The organism is Moraxella oculi, assembly GCF_023336735.1.
GTDB lineage: Bacteria > Pseudomonadota > Gammaproteobacteria > Pseudomonadales > Moraxellaceae > Moraxella > Moraxella oculi.
Window position 1 is genome coordinate 146,210 of the sequence record NZ_JAMBAQ010000001.1, and the last position, 18,811, is coordinate 165,020.

An 18,811-nucleotide genomic window follows, 5' to 3' on the forward strand; every position below is an offset into this window, starting at 1 on the left:
TCTTTGGTGTTTTGGTGAAGTGATGGTGTGTTTTTTGACTTTTAACTGATTTTAATCGTGGAATGACTCTATGCGTATGCCTAAATTTTCAGGTTTTGTAACCACTTCAATCACAGCAGCGGTCATCATGGCAATGGCGAACTCTGCACATGCGGCTACTTTTGTTGCCAATGACATCGCCATTTCTGGTCTTGAGCGTGTGACGGCTGATAGCTTGCAAATGGCACTGCCGATTCGTTTGGGTCAAAGCGTGACAGATGAGATGCTTGCTGATAGTATTCGTGCACTGTATGCCACCGACAACTTCTCAAATGTGCAAGCGGCGGTGGACGGCGATCGAGTGGTGTTTTATGTGACTGAACGACCAATCATTGCTGAAATTAATTTCAAGGGTAATCGACTCATTCCTAAAAATGGACTTGAAGAGGGCTTAAAAGCCACTGGTCTTGCTGTTGGAAATGTCTTAAAGCAATCAACCGTTACGACGATTGAAAATGAACTTAAAAATCAATACATTTCACAAGGCTACTATAATAGCGACATTCAAGTTAAGCAAACCAAGCTAGATGGCAATCGTGTTAAGCTGGATATTGAGTTTACCGAGGGTAAACCTGCAAAAATTGTTGATGTTAACATCATTGGTAATCATTATTTTAGCGATGACGACATCAAGGATAAAATGGCACTGAAAGATAAAGTGGTCAATCCATTATCCAAAGCCAATCGTTATACCCAAGAAAAACTCAATGCAAGTCTTGAGTCCTTGCGTGCTTTGTATCTTAACGAAGGATTTGTGCGTTTTAAAATTGATGACTCAAATCTGTCCATTGATGAAGATAAAAATAAAGTGTTCATTGAGGTTGCTCTTACCGAAGGTGAACGATACAATTTTGGTAAAGTTCAGTTCTTAGGTGATGTGACTTATGGACTTGATGAGCTTAATGATTTGGTTGCATTCAAAGAGGGTGAAGGTTACTCACAAAGCAAGCTTGAAGCTGTAACTGCCAGCATTGCCCAAAAGTTCGGTGATGATGGCTATTATTATGCTCAGATTCGACCAGTCATGCGTATTGATGATGCGACACATACGGTAGATATTGATTATTATATAGACCCTGTTCGTCCTGTGTATGTGCGTCGTATTAATTTTCGTGGCAATGTTAAGACCAAAGATGAGGTGTTGCGTCGTGAGATGCGTCAGCTTGAGGGAGCATTGGCATCGAATAGTAAGATTCAACTGTCTCGTGCGCGCTTGATGCGTACAGGTTTCTTTAAAGATGTACAAGCACAGGTCGTTCCTGTACCAAACACGCCCGATCAAGTGGACATTAACTTTACTGTTGAAGAGCAGCCATCGGGGTCTTCCACCATTGCGGTGGGTTATAGCCAATCAGGAGGCTTGACTTTCCAACTGGAATTATCCCAATCTAACTTCATGGGTACTGGCAATCGTGTCAATACATCGTTTTCTCGCTCTGCAACTCGAGATGTGTACAGTCTTGGCATGACCAACCCTTATTTTACTGAAAATGGCGTGTCTCAAAGCCTGAACGCTTATTACCGCAAAACAAAATACGACAGTAAAAACATTAGTGGCTATGTCCTAGATTCGCATGGTGCCAGTCTGCGTTATGGCTACCCCATCAATGAGAACCAACGCATCATCGCTGGTGTCAATTTTGACAAAACTGGGGTGAAAGGTGGTAATCGCATGGCCATCAGTAATGTTAAGCAATTGATCGAAGACGGTGGTGGTATCACGCCTTATCGAAACGATAGGGGTGAGATAGTAAATACAGGCTTTAACAAAAACTACACTTCATACAGTGCGACATTGGGGTGGAGTTATTCAAGCTTGGATAAGCCTGTCTTTCCTACCAAAGGCATGAGTCATGATGTGGATTTGACATTGGGTTTTGGTGACAGAACTTACCAAAAGGCAGTCTACTCAGGCAATGTTTATGTGCCGTTTTGGAAAGGCAGTATCATTCGTGGTTATACTCGCTTGGGCTATGGAAAAAATTTGCCGTTTTATGAAAACTTCTATGCAGGTGGTTACGGATCTGTGCGTGGCTACAATGCTTCAAGCTTAGGCCCTCGCTCACAGTCTTATAGTGTCGCCAGCATTGGCAAGCGATACAGACTTGGTGAAAATGTCGGCGGTAATGCGTTGGCAACTTTTGGTGCAGAGCTGATTTTGCCGATGCCATTTAAGGGTGATTGGGTGGATCAGGTGCGTCCAGTAGTATTCTTTGAGGGCGGTCAAGTTTTTGATACAACGGGTATGGATAAGCAGAAAGTTGACTTAAAAACACTGACCAATGGTTTGGCACAGCCTACCAACTATCCGCTTTTGGAGCAAGATAAGCAGTTGCGTTACAGTGCTGGTGTTGGTGCGACATGGTACACACCAATCGGCCCTTTATCCATCAGTTATTCTAAGCCAATCAACAGCAAACAAACTGATGAAACGGAAAAAGTACAATTCCAAATTGGCAGTGTCTTTTAATGATCAGCGTCTCATGTTTGGTCAATGCCATTGAGCAAAAGCAGGCGGTACTCAACAAGTCAGCACTCGATGCGTCCGATTTACAGCGTTCGGTCAGTCGTGTGGCTGATTTGTCGACTGCTGATAAAGACGCCCTTTCATTTTTATCTGCCAAAAAATATGCAAAAGACTTGGCAACCACATTGGCAGGGGTCATCATTGTCAGTGATCAGTTTGCATGCCAAGTGCCTGGTGGGGCTTGTGCGATTGTGGTGAAAGATGCGTATTTGGCATACGCTTCAGTCAGTACATTATTTGCCTACTCGCCTGTCAGATGCGACATTCATCCTACCGCCATCATTACCTCAACTGCCACTTTAGGTGCGAATGTGTCGGTTGGGGCGTATGCCGTCATTGGTGAGAATGTGTGCATTGGTTCTGGCTGTGTGATTGGTCAAGGCGTTATGATAGAAGATGGTGTCGTCATTGGAGATGATGCTTGCATCGCTCATCATGTTGTGATTGCTCACCACTGCAAGCTTGGTGATAGAGTAACTGTTCATTCAGGTGCAAGTATCGGCTCGGAGGGCTTTGGCTTTGCCCCTTATTCTGTTGAAGATGGTGTGGCATGGCAACGCATTGCTCAGCTTGGTAGGGTTATCATTGGTGATGATGTCCGCATCGGAAGTAATACTTGCATTGACCGTGGAGCGGTGGGCGATACGGTCATTGGAAATCATGTCATCATAGACAATTTGGTACAAATCGCCCATAATGTGCATATATCAGATGGAACGGCGATTGCAGCAAAAGTTGGCATTGCTGGCAGTACTCGTATCGGTAAAAACTGCATTATTGGTGGTGCGGTAGGCATTGCAGGGCATTTAACCATTGCGGATAATGTAACCTTGACAGGCATGACAATGGTTACCAATCACATTAAGCAATCGGGCAGTTATTCATCTGGTACGAGTGCCATGCCGTCAATGAATTGGCGACGAGCGGCCGTGAAATTTCGTCAGTCTGGCGATAAATAATCAGTATCAAGCAATATAACATTTGGCACCATTTTTTAATGAGGATAAATCATCATGAACACCACCATTGATACAGAATTGCTGACCCAAGAAGACTGGGATGCGTTAAGTGAGCGGGGCGTGAAGCTACCAATGAAGTATGACCAGATCAAGCACTATCTGCCACACCGCTATCCATTCATGCTGATCGATCGTGTAACTGCTTGTGTACCAAATCAGTGGATCACAGGTTATAAGAACATCACAATCAACGAAGAGTTATTTAATGGACATTTCCCTGATAATCCAGTCATGCCTGGCGTGTTGATGGTGGAGGCGATGGCTCAGCTATCTGGTATTTTGGGCTTTGTCAGTGCAGGTCAAACTTCTGAAAATGGTTACTTGTATCTGTTTGCTGGAGTAGATAAAGTGCGCTTTAAAAAATTGGTTAGCACAGGGGATGCCTTAGTAATCCGCTCAAAAGCCACTCGAAATGTTCGAGAGATTTATAAGTTTGAATGCACTGCTCATGTTGATGGTGAGCTTGCGTGCAGTGCTGAGATTATGATTGCTCGTCAGAAAGTGGCTGACTTATGAGCATTCATACACGATGCCATCAATCTGCTTAAATTTTTTAGTGTTATCAAAAGAGCAAACATACCGTCTTTAATTTGGGAAAATTATGAATATTCACCCAACTGCCATCGTTGATGAAACTGCCATCGTTGATGAAACTGCCATCGTTGGTCCTTATTGTATCATTGGTAAGAACAGCGTAATCGGTGCGCACACCACTCTAAAAAGTCATGTGGTTGTCGGCGACAATACCAAGATTGGCAAACATAATGAAATCTATCAATTTGCCAGCATTGGTGAAGATCCTCAAGACTTAAAGTATGCAGGAGAGCTGACCCATCTTGAAATCGGTGATTACAACCGCATTCGAGAGGCTTGTACTTTTCATCGTGGTACAGCACAAGATGGAAGTTTGACTAAGATTGGTAGTCATAATCTATTTATGGTAAATACGCACATTGCACATGATTGTATCATTGGTGATCATAATGTGCTTGCGAATAATGTTGGTGTGGCAGGGCATGGTCATATTGGTAATCATGTCATTATTGGCGGTCAATCAGGGATACACCAATTTTGTCGCATTGATGATTATAGCATGATTGGTGGAGCAAGTCTCATCTTGAAAGATGTGGCGGCATTTACGATGGTTTCAGGAAATCCTGCCAAAACGCATGGCATTAATAAGGAAGGCATGAGACGCAAAGGTTGGTCTTCTCAGACGATTGGAGTACTCAATGATGCCTATCGTGTGATTTTTCGTTCAGGACTGATTCGTCAAGAGGCGTTAATTGAGCTTGAAAAACTACTGCCTAGTGAACAAAAAGTTCAATTATTCATTGATTCGCTAAAAAACAGTCGGCGTGGACTTATTCGTTGATAACACCAAGTTATGATAAACCCATAATTATGCGTTATGGGTTTATTTATTTTTATTTATTTGACATTCTTGACGGAATGAAACAAACTATCAGCTTAAGTTGATGAAATATTAATATCTCATCATATTCGTAAATGGTGTCGCTTGACTCTATAGTCATTGACGATGAACAATAAGAATCATTAAGGAGAGGTTATGTCTGCACAGCGAGAAAGTTGGTCGACGCGCTCTGGATTTATTTTGGCTGCTATTGGTTCGGCAGTGGGCTTGGGAAATATTTGGCGTTTTCCTTATGTGTCGTATGAAAATGGTGGTGGCGCTTTCATCATTCCTTATCTGATCGCATTAGCGACAGCAGGTTTTCCTTTATTGTTTTTGGATTATACGATCGGTCAAAAATACCGTGGCGCACCTCCAACTGCTTATGGTCGTATGAAAAAATCTGCGGAGTTTGTGGGTTGGTGGCAAGTGCTTGTTTGTAGTGTCATTGGCATCTATTACGCATCAGTATTGAGTTGGGCGGGTCAATACACAATCTATGCTTTTAATCAGGCATGGGGTGGGGATGCTGAAAGCTTTTTTTATCATCAATATCTACAAAGGGGATCTGGCTTGGATTTTACCATCGTTCCTAGCTTGTTCATCATGCTTAGTGCAGTGTGGGCAATCGTATTATTCATCATGTATGGTGGCATCCGCAAGGGTGTTGAGATTGCCAATAAGATTTTCATTCCGTTGCTGGTGGTGATGTTTCTTGTCATGGTGATTCAAGCGGTGCGTTTGCCTGGTGCTGCTGAAGGTCTTAATGCGTTGTTCACACCGAATTGGTCAATGATGAAAGACCCAAAAGTTTGGCTTGCTGCATATGGACATGTGTTTTTTTCAATGTCGATTGGCTTTGGAGCCATGGTAACATATGCCTCTTATCTAAAGCGCAATGCCAACCTAACTGGATCAGGCTTGGTGGTGGGTTTTGCCAATTCATCGTTTGAAATTTTAGCAGGTTTGGGCATTTTCTCTGTGCTTGGTTTTATGGCAGTGGCATCTGGCAAGCCAGTCTCTGAAGTGGTTTCTGGAGGCATTGGTCTTGCTTTCGTGGCATTTCCAAAAATCATTTCAACCATGGGAGATGCTGGCCCCATCATTGGTGTGCTATTTTTTACCTCGCTGTTTGTGGCAGGTCTGACTTCAATGGCGAGTATCATACAGGTGCCAATATCAGCAGTTGAAGATAAATTTGGATGGTCGCATAAAAAAGCCGTGACTGTCATTGGTGGCATATCTGCAGCCATTTCAATTTTGCTGTTTTCCACAAAAACAGCACTGACCTTTGTTGATGTGATTGATCATTTTGCTAATAATATCGGCGTGGTATTTGGTGCCATTTTATCAATCATTTGGGTAACATGGTTAAATCGTGGGTTGTTGGATCGTTTGATTCGCCATATTAACAGCATTTCTAGTTTTAAGCTGGGTGCAGGCTGGGTATTTGTTTTGACAATTGTTACCCCAATTTCACTCATCGCTGCGCTTTTTTTAAGCTTAAAATCACTATTGACAAAAGGTTATGGCGATTATGATTTCATGACGCAAGTCATCTTTGGTTGGGGTATGGTGGTATTTTTTGCCATTGGAGGAATGATACTGACCAAACTAAAAGGTCATGTTTCGCATGATGAACTAAAAGGAGATTATCATGAATAATACAGCAATGACATTAATGATTGTTGCATTGGTCATTATTTGGGGTGGGCTGATCTTATCTTTCATCCATCTGCTTAACAACCCTGATATTGACATGGATCAGATACCAAATGAATGATGCCTTAAAAACACACATAGGCTTGGTGTGTGTTTTACGCACTTGATTGATTATTATCTAAAAGGTCATTCGCATTGTCTTAACTGATACTAATGATAAAAAAATAAGACCATGGTAACTGGTCTTATTTTTTTTATTGTCAGTTTCTTAAAGCATGTTCCTCACTGGGTGTGTTGAGTACAGGCGTTAAGGGTATGAGTGGTGCGATCAGTGCGGCTTGAAGCACTTCATCAATCGTCTCAACCGACTGAATTTTTAATCCTTCTTTGACATTATCGGGAATTTCTGCCAAATCTCGCTCATTGGACTTTGGTATTAAAACATGCTTAATACCACCTCGATGTGCTGCCAGCAGCTTTTCTTTTAGTCCGCCAATACGCAGCACCTTACCACGCAATGTTACCTCTCCTGTCATGGCAATGTCAGGGCGAATGGCAATGCCTGTGAATGCCGAAATGAGAGCGGTGGTCAGGGCGATGCCAGCAGAAGGACCATCTTTGGGTGTCGCACCCTCTGGCATATGCACATGAATGTCGGTTTGTTTGATTTTGTCATGACTGATCCCAAAGCGTTTGCCATTCGCACGAGCGACACTCATGGCAGCACGAATGGATTCTTTCATGACATCACCAAGGGAGCCTGTAAATATAAACTCTCCTTTGCCAGGCATCGTCGCAGTTTCAATGGTGAGTAATTCCCCACCTACCGAAGTCCACGCCAAACCTGTGATGCGGCCGATCTCTGGTTCTTTTTCAGCAAGACCGTAGTCAAATGGTTTGACACCTAAATAATCAGCGATGTTGTCATTTGTCAAGGTGATTTTTTTGATGACGGTGCCTTGTTTTGGTTTAACGCCATAAGTTTCGACTTGCGAGCGTACAGCCTTGCGACTGATTTTGTTAATCTCACGCTCCAAATTACGCACGCCTGCCTCGCGCGTGTAATGGCGAATGATGGTTGTGATGGCTTCATCACTGATATTTAGCTCTTTTGCACCAATGCCATTTTGTTCAAGTGCTTTTGGAGTCAGATATTTTTTTGCGATTGAAAGTTTTTCGTCTTCAGTATATCCTGGCAGTCTGATGACTTCCATGCGATCAAGTAGTGCTGGCGGAATGTCCATGCTGTTGGCGGTGCAAATAAACATCACCTCAGACAAGTCTAAATCCAAGTCAAGATAATGATCGTTAAAACTGTTATTTTGAGAAGGATCAAGTACTTCAAGCAAGGCGGATGCTGGATCCCCGCGGAAATCCTGTGCCATCTTATCAATTTCATCAAGCAAAAATAGCGGGTTTTTAACTTCGACCTTGGCAAGGCTTTGTACAATCTTGCCAGGCATGGCTCCGATGTAGGTGCGACGATGCCCTCGAATTTCTGCTTCATCACGCACTCCGCCCAGTGCCATACGAACAAACTTACGCCCTGTGGCCTTGGCAATGGATTCACCCAATGATGTTTTTCCAACACCTGGAGGGCCAACTAAGCATAAGATTGGGCCACGCATTTTTTTGACTCGAGATTGCACGGCCAAATATTCTAAAATGCGGTCTTTAACATCGTTCAGACCATAGTGATCTTGATCTAAAATGCCTTTGGCTTTCTTTAAATTGATGGAAGATTTACTTTTTTTATTCCACGGCGTGTCTAAAATCCACTCCACATAACCACGCACGACAGACGCTTCTGATGAGTTTGATGGCATTTGTTTGAGTTTTTTAAACTCATTGGTTGCTTTTTTACGCACATCATCAGGCAAGTCGGCCTCTTTTAGGCGTTTTTCCAATTCGCCATCTTCATCATCAGCACCGTCATTCAAATCAGACAGTTCAGATTTGATGGCTTTCATTTTTTCATTTAGGAAGTACTCACGCTGATTGTTTTCCATTTGCTTACGAACAGTGTCCTGTAATTCGTGTTCTAAGCTACGCTCGGCCTTATTATTGGTAAAAAACTCCGTCAACGCTTGGTAATGAGCCATGATGTCATCATTTTCAAGGAGGTTTTGTTTGTTCTCCAGCTTCATAGAAACACGAGTTGCAATGAAATAGATGAGTTCTAACAGAGAGTCAATTCGCTTAGCGACACGGAAGATTTCTCTGCCGTTGCGTAGCGTTGTTTCAGCATATTCATTAAAAAATTCAAGCAAGATGGCGCGGTGTGCTTCATTTTCATCATCTGATAAAGGGTTGATGATGGGAGATTGATGAAAGGTTGCCATCAATGATTCATCAATGTCATCAATTTTGACCCGATACAAACCTTCTATCAGTACTTTTAGGCAATCATCATTTTCATGAGGCATGGTACTGATGATGCGACATACCGTGCCGTATTCATACAAATTGTCAGTGTCAATGTCTTCTGATAGCGAGTCTTTTTGTGAGACAACCAAGATTTGCTCATGAAAGTCATCTTGGGCATTTTTTATGGCTTTGATGGACTGTTCTCTGCCTACGAATAATGCAATCTGCATGTGTGGATAGACAACCACATCTCTTACTGCCAATAATGGCAGAAAATTTTGGGCGGTATTTAGGACTTCATCAGTCATGAAGCGCTCCTTTTTTTAAGTTATTTTTTGTGTTTATGATTTATGGTGGTGTTTGTCATAAAATGCAAGTGTTGGAATGGACTTTTATGCAAATACTAAGATATTTTTTTAATAAAATAGTTAAATATTGTCAAGGGTTATGAAGTTCCTGCCTTGTGGTCATGGTGAGTGCTGATAAAATTGATGGTGATCAATATACCTATGCCAAAATCAGCGTCATTGCCATATGATTTCATGATAGAAATAAAAAAACAAGACCGCTGATGTAGAGGTCTTGTTTTTTATTCAAAAGAGGGCTTATTTGATTTTAGCTTCTTTGAATAGAACATGTTGGCGAATTTTTGGATCAAATTTTTTGATTTCCATTTTGCCAGGCATGGTACGCTTATTTTTGGTAGTAGTATAGAAATAACCAGTACCAGCGGTAGAAACTAGCTTAATTTTATCTCTCATTGTCGTATCCTTAAAAATAGTCTTCGTGAAAATCTAGATCAGATTTTTTGACCTTGTGCACGCAAATCAGCAAGAACTTTATCAATGCCGTGTTTATCAATGATGCGCATACCTTTAGATGATACACGAAGGCGTACGAAACGATTTTCTGACTCTACCCAAAAACGATGGTTGTGTAGATTTGGCAAAAAACGACGACGAGTTTTGTTATTGGCGTGTGATACATTGTTACCCACTAACGGGCGTTTTCCAGTCACTTGACATACGCGAGACATGGTGAACTCCTAATAAAACATGGCACGGATATTGAGCGGTATCGGTTGTGCCGTTTGGGCAAGGTGTCTTAAAAATGGTATGGACATGACACAGATTTGACCAAACTATCAAGTTGCACCATTCTTTTTTGTTGTTAAAGGCGACAACAAGCAAGAAATGGCAGAAAAATTAAAGCTCAAATTATAGATGAAATCCGCCAATATTTCAAGCAAATTTTCATAAAATGGGCGATTATTGTTAAAAACAATCATCGTGCTAAAATAGCATTCGTTGACATATGAAAGCCTTGCCAGCCGTAATGCATGAAATTGCGAATGTTGGCATGATCTGTGCCATCAGGATTATTCAGTACGGACTGGTAATGTTCAGCAAACAGCTTTAAGGTATCTGACTGGTTAAGACCATGTTGTTTGGCCAGACTAAATACCTTAGCAGAGTTTTCATTAACACCAGCCTCGTTCACCAATTCGCCATTTTGAAATTTGGTTCTCGTGTAGATATGGTTATTATCAATAAAAGCAATAACATCAGAGAACTGCAATTTTCCTGATTCAATGCCGTGAAGTAATGCTGAGATGCTTATTGTCATGATTGTATCTAAGATTAAAATGGCTTATCTGTTGAAATAGTCGTCATCATCAAATGATGGTGGTGCAAAATTTCCTTGTTCAAGGTGGCTCATGTGTGCTTGCATTGTGCGTTCGTGCTGAATGCGTTGATAAATTTCTTCACGGTGTACCGCAATGTCTTTTGGGGCATTGACACCAAGTCTTACTTGATTGCCTTTGACACCAAGTACAGTCACACTGACTTCATCACCAATCATTAAAGTCTCACCGACACGACGAGTTAGGATTAGCATAATCGCTCCTTGCATGAATCTGCAGTAAAATAAAAACCCAAAAAAATAAATACCCAAGTTGATATTATAAAACGCCTTGGGTATTTTGTCAGCAAGTTTTGGAATGAGTTGTGTAGATTTTTTGTATTAAAAATTTACAAGAATGCAAGTCGATAAAGTTATAGACCAGCGACTTTACTCTCACCGTCTTTGCGATCCAAACCAAAAGCAGTGTGTAGGGACTTAACCGCTTTTTCAAGATGCTGCTCTTGAATCAGGACGGACACTTTAATTTCTGAAGTTGAAATCATTTGTAAATTGATGTTTTCAGATGCTAATGTGTCAAACATTTTGCTTGCCACGCCTGCATGTGAACGCATGCCGACACCTACGATGGATACTTTTACGACTTTGTCATCACCGATGATTTGGGTGGCGTTGATGTCATCTTTGACCTTTTCGGTGAGGATTTTTAGTGCTTTATCATAATCACCACGAGGCACGGTAAAGCTAAAATCAGTAACGCCGTTTTCTGCGATATTTTGTATGATCATATCCACTTCAATATTGGCAGCGCCGATAGGGCTTAAAATGGCAGAGGCAATGCCTGGGCGATCAGGCACGCCCAATAAAGAAATTTTGGCTTCATCACGGTTAAAGGCAATGCCTGAGATTACAGCGCGTTCCATGTCATCTCCTTCGTCAACGGTAATTAAAGTACCGACATTTTGTTTAAAATCTTCATCAAAAGCACCATCAGTACCTTCATCAAAACTTGACAGCACTCGTAAAGGCACTTTGTATTTGCCTGCAAACTCTACCGAACGAATTTGCAATACTTTTGAACCAAGAGATGCCATTTCTAGCATTTCTTCAAAAGTGATTTTTGAGAGTTTTTTGGCTTTTGAGGTAACTCGTGGATCGGTGGTGTAAACACCGTCCACATCGGTGTATATTTGGCATTCATCAGCACCAATGGCAGCGGCAATCGCAACACCTGTTGTGTCCGAGCCACCACGACCAAGAGTGGTTAGATCATTGTGTTTATTCACACCTTGAAAGCCTGCGATGATCAGTACTTTGCCTTCACCAAGCTCTTGTTTTAGATTGTCTGCGTCAATGTGTTCAATGCGTGCTTTGGTATGAGTTTCGTCTGTTTTGATGGCGACTTGGCGACCGGTCATTGATTTGGCATTTACGCCAAGATCTTTTAGGGCCATGGCAAGTAGGGCGATAGAAACCTGTTCTCCAGTAGCAACCATTTGATCATATTCGCGCACATCTGGATCATTGCTGATTTCACGAGCCAGAGCAATCAGTCGGTTCGTCTCGCCGCTCATGGCAGAGACGACCACCACCACTTGATGACCGTGATCGTGCCAACGCTTGACACGAGCCGCAACATTTTTGATACGGCTGGTATTACCCATAGAAGTTCCGCCGTATTTTTGTACGATTAACGCCATTTGTGTTTACCTTTTGTTAAAAAATGGTAGAAAACCCAAAGGTTGTGAATAAGAATTGGCAGATTATAACCCAATTGGTTGTTAAAATAAACGACAGATTGGGTCATAAAGTTGCTAAACGACCAGGCAATCATCATTTGGCATGACAAAAGCCTGGTCAAGGTTGAAATATTCATGCGGCCTATTACGACAAAGCATTGAATAAATCATCTTGTAGATTTGTCAATACTTTATCCAAATTTGCCACATCATTAGCACCGCCTTGGGCGAAATCTGGTTTACCCCCACCTTTGCCATCAAGGCTTTGACATAAGTTTTTGATGATGTCGCCTGCTTTTACCTTGGCGGTCAACTCTTTGCCCACGCTTGTGGTGAGTGCGATTTTGCCATCTGACACACTTGCCAAGACCACCACGCCGTTATGCAGCTTGGATTTGAGGTCGTCTGCCAAGCTTCTTAGGCTTTTGGCGTCCATGTTATCCACTTTGGCGATGAGTACAGGCACGCCTGCAATATCAACGGTCTTGTCCATTAAGGATTTGGCTTCAAAACTGGCAAGTTTTTGGGTGAGTTTTTCAATGTGTTTGTCTGAATCTTTCACTTTTTCAGTCAAAACAAGCACACGCTCCAAAACTTCTTCTCGTTTGGCTTTAAATTCTTGGGTAAGGGTGTTTAGTACTTTTTCGCCTGCTTGAATGTATCGCAACGCCCCAAGTCCTGTCAAAGCTTCAATACGGCGAACGCCTGATGAAATACCGCTTTCAGAGACGATTTTAAATAACCCAATATCGCCTGTTTGTTTGATGTGAATACCGCCACACAATTCAATAGAAAAAGCACTTTGGTCGGCATTTTTGCCCATTGTAAGTACTCGTACCACATCGCCATATTTTTCACCAAACAACGCCATCGCTCCTTTTGTCTTAGCGTCATTGATGTTCATATATTCAATCAACACAGTGTCGTTTTGGGCGATTTTTTCATTAACAATCGTCTCAATTTGAATGAGTTCTTCATCGCTGATTGGCTTGTCATAAGAAAAATCAAAACGCAGCAACTGGCTGGATACCAACGAGCCTTTTTGTGCCACGCCATTGCCTAAGACTTGTTGTAAACTGGCGTGCAGCAGATGAGTGGCAGAGTGGTTTTTGGCACTGTCAAGACGAACATCGCCACGCACTTCTGACAGTGCGTTTTGATTTGTGTTAATTTTGCCCATTGCCACACGCCCATAATGGATGATGCCTGCACCTGATTTTTGTGTGTCTTCTACCACAAACACGCCTGTGGCGGTGGTCATCTGCCCAATCTCACCCACTTGACCACCACTTTCGGCATAAAAGGGCGTTTGGTCAAGCACCACCACGCCTTCATCACCTTCAATCAGCGTATCCACCGCTTTGCCGTCTGCAAACAGTTGTAAAATTTGCCCATCGGCGTGTAGTTGTTCATAGCCCACAAATTTGCTTGGCGTCTCCACTTTAATCAAGTTGGTATAATCAATGCCAAATTTGCCTGCTTCACGGGCACGCTCACGCTGGATTTCCATTTCTTTTTCAAAGCCGTCTTCATCGATATCGATTTTGCGTTCACGAGCAATGTCGGCAGTCAAGTCAACTGGAAATCCATAGGTGTCGTAGAGTTTAAAGACGGTCTTGCCATCAAGTGTTGATCCATTTTCAAGTTTGTTTAACTCACCTGACAACAAACGCAAGCCTTGTGCTAGGGTTTTGGCAAATTGCTCTTCTTCTTTTTGAATGACAGCTTGGATTTCTGCTTGTTGTTCAACCAGCTGTGGATAAGCACCGCCCATCTGCTCTACCAATGCAGGGACGATTTGGTAGAGAAAGCTGTCGGTTGCTCCAAGCTTATTGCCGTGGCGAACCGCTCGGCGAATGATGCGACGCAACACATATCCACGCCCTTCATTGCTTGGACGAACACCATCAGCAATCAAAAATGCCACCGAGCGGATGTGGTCAGCAAGCACTTTTAGGGATGGCTCATCTTGCACATTGGTGTCTTGTGGTAAGTTGATGATGTCTTTGGCATGATTCATCAAATGCACAAAAGTACCCGTTTCGTAATTGCTATGCACGCCTTGCATGATGGCAGATATGCGTTCTAGCCCCATTCCTGTGTCTACGCTTGGGGCGGGTAGTCGCTCCATCGTACCGTCTTTTTGGCGGTTAAACTGCATAAACACATTATTCCAAATCTCTACAAATCGGTCGCCATCTTCTTCAGGCGTGCCAGGCAGTCCACCCCAGATGTGTTCGCCGTGATCATAAAACACTTCCGTACAAGGACCGCAAGGACCTGTGTCGCCCATTGCCCAAAAGTTATCTGATTGATAAGCACCGCCTTTGTTGTCGCCAATGCGAATGATGCGATCGGTGGATAAGCCCACCTCTTTATGCCAAATGTCAAAGGCTTCATCGTCGGTATGATAGACGGTAACATATAGGCGGTCTTTGGGCAGGGCAAGCCATTGTTCTGAGGTTAAAAACTCCCAAGCAAAAATGATGGCGTCTTTTTTGAAATAATCGCCAAAGCTAAAATTGCCCAACATCTCAAAAAAAGTATGATGGCGAGCGGTGTAGCCGACATTGTCAAGGTCGTTGTGCTTGCCTCCTGCACGCACGCATTTTTGTGAGGTTACCGCACGAGTGTAGTCTCTTTTTTCCAAGCCTAAAAAGGTATCTTTGAATTGATTCATACCTGCATTGGTGAATAGTAAGGTTGGATCATTGTGCGGGACAAGCGAGCTTGAGGGTACAGGCGTGTGTCCTTTTGAGGTAAAAAAATCAATAAACGCTTGACGCACTTCATTAAGTTGCATTGTTTTCATAAAAAATCCTATGCTGATATTGGCAAATCTCAATCAGATTGCTTGATTGTGGGCAATGTTAACATGTCAATAAATGGGTTGCATTGCATGATTAAAACAATGAATGAAAATGTTTAATTTTAGCATAAAAATCATTAAATATCAGGATATCCATAGAAAATTACGCAATTTTTTGATCATTTGTAAAAACCCTAAAATATTTAAGGGATTTTTTGTAAAAACACTTAACATTTTGGCAAAAAAGTTGTATAAATATATCATTCCACACAATCAATGGGGTATTAAGATGAACTTACCATTATTTAGTGCAATTTTTTCAATCGCTTTTACAGTAACCATTGGCATCTTAATGATTGTTGCTTTTGTTACTGGCTTTGATAAGGCGGTGCATATTGTTGGTGCGGTGGTTGTTGGTGCGTTGATCAGCTTGCCAGTGGCGATGATTGTTACTAAGAAGGCCAGTGCGTTGACAAGTGATGACAACCCATCGTCAAAAGCGTGATTAAGCAAGTTGTGCTTTTTGACTCAATGATGCCACTTTTTTTGGATTTGTTTTAAAAAATCACCGCCAACTTTGACGGTGATTTTTAATGGTATTCATGATTTAAGCCCAACACTTAGGCTGTGCTAAGTCATTTTGGATCATTTTAGGTAGGTTTTTAATGCTTTGGCTTGCTTATCGGCATTACCAATATAAGTCGCTGGCGTGAGTTGTGCCAAACGCTGACGGTCGCTGTTGGGGACTTGGGTAAGCTCATCGCCATTGACAAAATCCACCATCATTTCACGAGTCATCGCCTGCCCACGAGTGAGTGCCTTTAATTTTTCATAAGGCTTTTCAACATTGTAGCGACGCATCACGGTTTGAATGGGTTCGGCAAGCACTTCTTGGGCGTTATCCAAATCTTCGGCAAGGCGGTCTGCATTGAGTTCAAGCTTGCCAATGCCTTTTAGGCACGCTTCAAAAGCAATCAAGCTTTGTGCCAAGCCTACGCCCATATTACGCAAAACGGTGCTATCGGTCAAATCTCGTTGCCAGCGACTGATTGGCAATTTTTCGCCCAAATGTGCCAACACCGCATTTGCCAAGCCCAAATTGCCCTCACTATTTTCAAAATCAATGGGATTGACTTTGTGCGGCATTGTGGAGCTACCCACTTCGCCGTCTTTGAGTTTTTGTTTGAAATAACCCAAAGAAATATAACCCCAAACATCACGATTAAAATCAATCAAAATGGTATTAAATCGGCGCAGTGCGTCAAACAATTCTGCCATATAATCGTGCGGTTCAATTTGTGTGGTATAAGGGTTAAAAGTCAGCCCTAAACTTTGCACAAATTTTTGTGAATGACTGCTCCAATCAATATCAGGATAAGCGGATAAATGGGCGTTATAATTACCTACCGCACCGTTGATTTTGCCTAATAATTCTACCGATTGAAATTGCTTGATTTGGCGGTGCAGACGATAGGCGACATTTGCCATTTCCTTGCCCATTGTGGTAGGGCTTGCGGTTTGTCCGTGTGTGCGAGACAGCATTGGCACATCGGCATAATTATCCGCCAAATTAGCAATAGCGTCAATGATGGCTTGCATTGATTTTGCCAATATCTCACGGCTATTTTTGAGCATTAAAGCGTGCGATAGATTATTAATATCCTCTGAGGTGCAGGCAAAATGAATGAATTCGCCTGACATTTTTAATTCATCAATATCGGCAATTTGTTCTTTTAAAAAATATTCCACCGCTTTGACATCGTGATTGGTGGTGCGTTCAATCTCTTTGATGCGTTCGGCGTTTTCTAATGAAAAATCATCAATGATTGCAGTTAGTTTGGCATTGGTATCATTTGAAAATGGAGCGATTTCTGTGATTTCTGGGTGATTGGCTAGGGCTTGTAGCCAGCGAATTTCAACAGTAACACGAGCGTGTATTAAACCAAATTCAGACAAAAAAGGACGCAGAGCATCGCATTTAGACGCATAGCGACCGTCAAGAGGAGATAGGGCGGTAAGTTGATTAAGCATGGAATTTCCCTTAAATAAAAAAAAGCGTGGGGGAATTATAGCAAATTTTGGCGTTTTTATCAGCCTTTTATTTTATTGAATTTACTGCCCTTTGGTGCTAGAATGGCTTGAATTTTTAACCATATAAGGAAGTTGCTATGTTGCAAAAATCCATCGCTATTATCGCCATCGGCTCGCTTATTTTGACTGGCTGTGCGACAACTTCAAAAAATCCCGACATCGTGCGTACAAATCAACAAAACCAAGAGCAAGCCACTTATCGTGTTGTCCATCAAGACAAGGTGGGTAATAGCGAGCTGATTTTGCGTCAATTTGCCAACAAGCCCGAAGATTATTTGACTATCGTTACTCGTGGCAAAACCGCCACAGTCAGCACGGTGATGACTATGGCTATCTTGGCAACAGGGGGTATGTATGCTGGCAATACCTTTAGTAAAGAGCAATTAAAGGGAAGAGTTCTTGAGCCAAAACTAAAAAGCACAGTTTTAGATCACGCTAAACCTGCATTTGCCAACTGGCTAATGACTAATCACGACAGCATTGCACCAAAAGACAAGCCAATCACTGAAGTGGCAGTAACAGCAGGGCGTTTTTCACTGATTTATCCAAAATTGATTGGCAAAGAAAGTTATCAATTAAACACACAATTATTGGTACGCTTCAAAAATAATTGGGATAATCGTACTGCTTATAGTCATTTTTGTGATATGAAATCCGAAGCCAAAACCTTAGAAACTTGGCAAGCCAATCATTATCAAGCGGTAGATAATGCGATTAAAGAAAATATACAAGCCTGTTTAAAAGAACTTGATAGTAAAGCATCTGATATTAAAAAGCACTTTTCTAAATAAAAATATCGTTTAAATTTGTGTAATTAGGGGAAATAATATTATTTCCCTTTTGCATCCGCCCAAATGATTTTATGCAGTTGCAACTGAAACCGCACAGGCAAATTATCCTGCAAAATCCACTCTGCTAAATCAGTTGCAAGGCTTGGCACATCAGGGCTGCGGTTGGCATATACATTAAACATTGGTGAAAACCACACGGTGCTAACCTTTTGGTGTAACTGATGTTGCCAAAGTTTTGCCACCGCCCAAAGATAATCTTCACGATTGGCAATCACGATTTTAAGTTGGTCATGATGGGTTAGATAATTTAAATTCCCCCATTACCGCACAATAATGAAAGGGCTAGAATGGGGCGAATTTTATAACGCTCACAAAGACGATGTAATTGGATGCAGAGTTATTAGAACAGCGTATTTGTGAGCTTATTGATGACGATGAGGTGGAGAATAAAAAAGGCATTTATGCCTATTTATTAAAAAATGACCCAAAATATCTAAATTTACGGACATTTGGCGACAAAGACCGTCAAAAAGCCTATCAAGCCCAAAAAGGGATTTGTAAAATTTGCAATGACTATTTTACGATTGATAAAATGGAAGCCGACCATATTATCCCTTGGGCAAAAGGGGGTAAAACCACTTTTGAGAATTGTCAAATGCTCTGCCAAAAATGCAATCGCACTAAGTCAGGCAAATAGTTGTTATTAACA

The 18,811-nt window shown here is 41.9% G+C and carries 17 protein-coding genes and 1 pseudogene; 9 read left to right on the forward strand and 9 right to left on the reverse strand.

Translation table 11 applies throughout. The annotated features are described in order from the left end of the window. Positions 1–70 precede the first annotated feature (70 nt). From bamA to M2R47_RS00725, 6 genes are all read left to right on the forward strand, one after another. Positions 71–2,509: an outer membrane protein assembly factor BamA gene (bamA, locus tag M2R47_RS00700; protein ID WP_249097549.1), complete on the forward strand. Its 2,439-nt coding sequence runs from the start codon at positions 71–73 to the stop codon at positions 2,507–2,509. Further along, positions 2,509–3,525, forward strand: a complete 1,017-nt coding sequence (lpxD, locus tag M2R47_RS00705; RefSeq protein ID WP_249097552.1) for a UDP-3-O-(3-hydroxymyristoyl)glucosamine N-acyltransferase — start codon at positions 2,509–2,511, stop codon at positions 3,523–3,525. Before bamA ends, lpxD begins: the two co-directional genes overlap by 1 nt. A gap of 54 nt (positions 3,526–3,579) precedes the next feature. Beyond that, positions 3,580–4,101: a 3-hydroxyacyl-ACP dehydratase FabZ gene (gene fabZ / locus M2R47_RS00710; protein ID WP_249097555.1), complete on the forward strand. Its 522-nt coding sequence runs from the start codon at positions 3,580–3,582 to the stop codon at positions 4,099–4,101. 85 nt (positions 4,102–4,186) lie between these two features. Then, entirely contained in the window at positions 4,187–4,960 is a 774-nt protein-coding gene (gene lpxA, locus M2R47_RS00715; protein ID WP_249097556.1) for an acyl-ACP--UDP-N-acetylglucosamine O-acyltransferase, read from the forward strand. 195 nt (positions 4,961–5,155) lie between these two features. Next, entirely contained in the window at positions 5,156–6,664 is a 1,509-nt protein-coding gene (locus M2R47_RS00720; RefSeq protein ID WP_249097558.1) for a sodium-dependent transporter, read from the forward strand. Then, entirely contained in the window at positions 6,657–6,782 is a 126-nt protein-coding gene (locus M2R47_RS00725; protein ID WP_249097560.1) for a methionine/alanine import family NSS transporter small subunit, read from the forward strand. Before M2R47_RS00720 ends, M2R47_RS00725 begins: the two co-directional genes overlap by 8 nt. 139 nt (positions 6,783–6,921) lie before the next feature. Here the strand turns inward: M2R47_RS00725 and lon are convergent, their stop codons facing one another. The 7 genes from lon to alaS form a co-directional block, all read right to left on the reverse strand. Further along, the gene (gene lon, locus M2R47_RS00730) at positions 6,922–9,336 is read right to left on the reverse strand and encodes an endopeptidase La (RefSeq protein WP_249097562.1); all 2,415 of its coding nucleotides are present in this window, start codon (positions 9,334–9,336) and stop codon (positions 6,922–6,924) included. 297 nt (positions 9,337–9,633) lie between these two features. Then, positions 9,634–9,789 (reverse strand): 50S ribosomal protein L33, encoded by a 156-nt coding sequence (rpmG, locus tag M2R47_RS00735; protein ID WP_003659281.1) that lies wholly within the window; start codon positions 9,787–9,789, stop codon positions 9,634–9,636. A gap of 38 nt (positions 9,790–9,827) precedes the next feature. Continuing rightward, entirely contained in the window at positions 9,828–10,064 is a 237-nt protein-coding gene (gene rpmB / locus M2R47_RS00740) for a 50S ribosomal protein L28 (protein ID WP_029102716.1), read from the reverse strand. A gap of 248 nt (positions 10,065–10,312) precedes the next feature. Next, the gene (locus tag M2R47_RS00745) at positions 10,313–10,657 is read right to left on the reverse strand and encodes a HopJ type III effector protein (RefSeq protein WP_418001169.1); all 345 of its coding nucleotides are present in this window, start codon (positions 10,655–10,657) and stop codon (positions 10,313–10,315) included. 21 nt (positions 10,658–10,678) lie between these two features. Then, positions 10,679–10,927, reverse strand: coding sequence for a carbon storage regulator CsrA (csrA, locus tag M2R47_RS00750; RefSeq protein ID WP_249097566.1), 249 nt, complete (start codon positions 10,925–10,927; stop codon positions 10,679–10,681). A 158-nt stretch (positions 10,928–11,085) separates the two neighbouring features. After that, the gene (locus tag M2R47_RS00755; RefSeq protein WP_249097568.1) at positions 11,086–12,372 is read right to left on the reverse strand and encodes an aspartate kinase; all 1,287 of its coding nucleotides are present in this window, start codon (positions 12,370–12,372) and stop codon (positions 11,086–11,088) included. Between the two features lie 184 nt (positions 12,373–12,556). Beyond that, entirely contained in the window at positions 12,557–15,214 is a 2,658-nt protein-coding gene (alaS, locus tag M2R47_RS00760; RefSeq protein WP_249097776.1) for an alanine--tRNA ligase, read from the reverse strand. 295 nt (positions 15,215–15,509) lie between these two features. Here alaS and M2R47_RS00765 point away from each other — a divergent pair, with 295 nt between their 5' ends. Further along, complete coding sequence (locus M2R47_RS00765) at positions 15,510–15,725, forward strand: hypothetical protein (protein ID WP_249097570.1); 216 nt, start codon at positions 15,510–15,512, stop codon at positions 15,723–15,725. A 140-nt stretch (positions 15,726–15,865) separates the two neighbouring features. Here the strand turns inward: M2R47_RS00765 and purB are convergent, their stop codons facing one another. Next, the gene (purB, locus tag M2R47_RS00770; protein WP_249097574.1) at positions 15,866–17,251 is read right to left on the reverse strand and encodes an adenylosuccinate lyase; all 1,386 of its coding nucleotides are present in this window, start codon (positions 17,249–17,251) and stop codon (positions 15,866–15,868) included. Positions 17,252–17,388: 137 nt separating this feature from the next. Here purB and M2R47_RS00775 point away from each other — a divergent pair, with 137 nt between their 5' ends. After that, positions 17,389–18,102, forward strand: a complete 714-nt coding sequence (locus M2R47_RS00775; RefSeq protein WP_249097577.1) for a hypothetical protein — start codon at positions 17,389–17,391, stop codon at positions 18,100–18,102. Positions 18,103–18,140: 38 nt separating this feature from the next. Here M2R47_RS00775 and M2R47_RS00780 read toward each other — a convergent pair. Beyond that, a pseudogene (locus tag M2R47_RS00780) lies at positions 18,141–18,422 on the reverse strand (7-carboxy-7-deazaguanine synthase QueE); the annotation flags it as partial. Positions 18,423–18,487: 65 nt separating this feature from the next. Here M2R47_RS00780 and M2R47_RS00785 point away from each other — a divergent pair. Continuing rightward, positions 18,488–18,799, forward strand: coding sequence for an HNH endonuclease (locus M2R47_RS00785; RefSeq protein WP_249097580.1), 312 nt, complete (start codon positions 18,488–18,490; stop codon positions 18,797–18,799). Positions 18,800–18,811 lie beyond the last annotated feature (12 nt).